Consider the following 2,865-nt stretch of genomic DNA (forward strand, 5'->3'; position numbering starts at 1 on the left):
CAAAAGAATTTTTCTGATGGCTCCCTTACATCATCATTATCAAAAGAGAGGTTATCACGAAAGCAAAATTGTAACTCGATTTTGGATTGTGGCCATAATGTTGGCGATACTTTCAATTGTTACTTTAAAATTAAGATAGCATGAGACTAGTTGTATTAGGCGGAGGAGAAAGTGGAGTGGGTACGGCCATTCTCGGAAAAGAAAAAGGATATGATGTTTTTGTGTCTGACTTTGGAAAAATAAAAGATAATTACAAAGAAGTTCTTACAAGTAATGGTATTGCCTGGGAAGAGGAAAAACACACAGAGGATTTGATTTTGAATGCTGATGTGGTGATGAAAAGCCCAGGTATTCCTGAGAAGACTCCCATCGTTAAAAAGCTGATAGAAAAAGGCATTCCTGTGATTTCTGAAATTGAGTTTGCAGCCCCTTTTACAAAAGCCATCACGATTGGGATAACAGGAAGTAACGGAAAGACCACTACGACGATGTTAGTCTATCATTTGTTGAAGTCGGCTGGACTGAACGTCGGATTGGGAGGAAACATAGGAAAGAGTTTCGCCCAGCAGGTAGCTGAGGATAAATTTGATTCTTACGTACTTGAGCTAAGCAGCTTCCAGCTCGATGGGATTGTGAATTACAAGCCGCATATTGCCATTATAACCAATATTAGTCCAGATCATTTAGATCGATACGATTATAAATACGAAAATTATATTGATTCAAAATTTAGAATAACGATGAATCAAACTGAGGAGGATTACCTCATATATGATGCAGATGATGAGGCCATTACGGAATGGTTTAAAAAAAATAAAACGAAAGCAAAATTAATCCCTTTTTCATTGACAAAAACATTCAACGAAGGAGCATTTATACAAAACAACAATATGGAAGTAATTATCAATCAAGATGAGTTTAAAATGGAGACTGAATCTATTGCCTTAGAAGGGAAACATAATATGAAAAATGCAATGGCAGCAACCTCTGTGGCGAAATTGATGCAAATAAGAAAAGCAACAATTCGCGAAAGCTTATCTAATTTCCAAGGTGTGGAGCACCGTTTGGAGAAAGTATTGAAAATTCAAAATGTTCAATATATCAATGATTCAAAAGCAACAAATGTGAACGCCACATTTTTTGCGCTGGACAGTATGAATACACCAACGGTATGGATTGTGGGTGGAGTTGATAAAGGGAATGACTACAATGAACTGATGTCTTTAGTACGTGAAAAAGTAAAGGCGATCGTTTGTCTCGGTGTAGATAACAAAAAAATCATCGATGCTTTTGGAAACGTTGTTGATGTCATGGTTGAAGTTTCGAACATGAATGATGCGGTAAGAATGGCTCAAAGATTAACTGAAAAAGGAGATACAGTTTTGTTATCACCAGCCTGCGCCAGTTTTGATTTGTTCGAAAATTATGAAGACAGGGGAAACCAATTCAAGCAAGCGGTGCATAATCTGTAAATAGAACTAATAATAGTTTTATAACTCAAGCAATAAAAATGAAACAACTGATAAGCAAGTTAAAAGGAGATAAAGGGATATGGTCATTCGTGGCACTATTGGCCTTGTTTTCGTTTATGCCTGTTTTTAGCGCCAGTAGTAATTTAGCTTATTTGGGTCATGGGACGGGAAATACATTGGGCTATTTGGTAAAGCATTTGGCACACATTTGTATTGGTTTTTTAATTATATATGGGGTTCATAGAGTGCCATATCACTATTTCAGGGCTATTTCCAAAGTGGCTTTGCCAGTCGTTTGGATATTATTGATGTATACGCTGATTAAAGGGACTGTTATCGCGGGCGCAAATGCCAGCAGGTGGATCCAGGTTCCTTTTATAGGGATATCCTTCCAGACGTCAACGTTGGCATCTGTAGTGTTGTTCATATTTGTTGCTCGTTATTTATCAAAATCCAGGGAAACTCCAATTACTTTCAAAGCCTCATTATGGGAGCTTTGGTTGCCGGTTTTCTTTACCTTAATTCTCATATTGCCGGCTAACTTCTCCACAACAGCGTTAATTTTTGCTATGATACTCATGTTGGTTTTCATCGGGAAGTATCCGTTAAAATATATCGGAATTATTATAGGGTCAGGAATTCTATTTCTAGCTTTTTTCATTCTTCTAAGTAAAGCATTCCCGGATTCCCGGTTTTTCAGCAGGGTGCAGACGTGGGAAAGTCGGATCGAGAATTTTAGCACCGATAAGCCTGACGAAGATGATTATCAAATTGAGAAGGCAAAAATAGCGATCGCTTCGGGAAAAATTTATGGGCTGGGACCGGGTAAAAGTGTTCAAAAGAATTTTTTACCCCAGTCATCCTCCGATTTTATTTACGCCATTATAGTAGAAGAATATGGACTTGTAGGCGGATTAGGCGTGCTGACTTTATACTTATTATTACTATTCCGATTCGTTGTTGCCTCGCACAAAGCCAATACCCTATTCGGAAAACTGGTCGTAATTGGATTAGGGTTTCCGATGATATTTCAAGCGATGATCAATATGGCGGTCGCGGTGGAATTGTTGCCTGTGACTGGACAGACGTTACCTCTGATAAGCAGCGGCGGAAGTTCTATCTGGATGACCTGTTTTGCACTTGGGATTATCATAAGCGTCACCAAAAAAGACGAAGAAATTGTACAAGAACAGAAAGACGCCGCCAAAAGAGAAGAGGCACTGAGGAGACTGATTGATGCTGAACTGGCGTCCGACGCCGGGGAACTTGAAGATTATTCTATCGAGGACAAGGCGACAAATCCCATGAATGCGGTTTTAAACAAATAATATTTTTAGAAGATTAACTGTTTTTTCAAAAACGTAACAACTTTTATTTCAGATGAAACAATATA

At 38.3% G+C, this 2,865-nt stretch carries 2 protein-coding genes and 1 pseudogene; all 3 read left to right on the forward strand.

The features are described from left to right. Positions 1-139: pseudogene (locus VIH09_RS13270) on the forward strand (phospho-N-acetylmuramoyl-pentapeptide-transferase); the annotation flags it as partial. A 1-nt stretch (position 140) separates the two neighbouring features. Continuing rightward, positions 141-1,472, forward strand: coding sequence for a UDP-N-acetylmuramoyl-L-alanine--D-glutamate ligase (murD, locus tag VIH09_RS13275; protein WP_331581795.1), 1,332 nt, complete (start codon positions 141-143; stop codon positions 1,470-1,472). Between the two features lie 38 nt (positions 1,473-1,510). After that, positions 1,511-2,800, forward strand: a complete 1,290-nt coding sequence (locus VIH09_RS13280; RefSeq protein WP_331581796.1) for an FtsW/RodA/SpoVE family cell cycle protein — start codon at positions 1,511-1,513, stop codon at positions 2,798-2,800. Positions 2,801-2,865 lie beyond the last annotated feature (65 nt).

It is taken from the genome of Flavobacterium sp., assembly GCF_036515215.1.
GTDB lineage: Bacteria > Bacteroidota > Bacteroidia > Flavobacteriales > Flavobacteriaceae > Flavobacterium.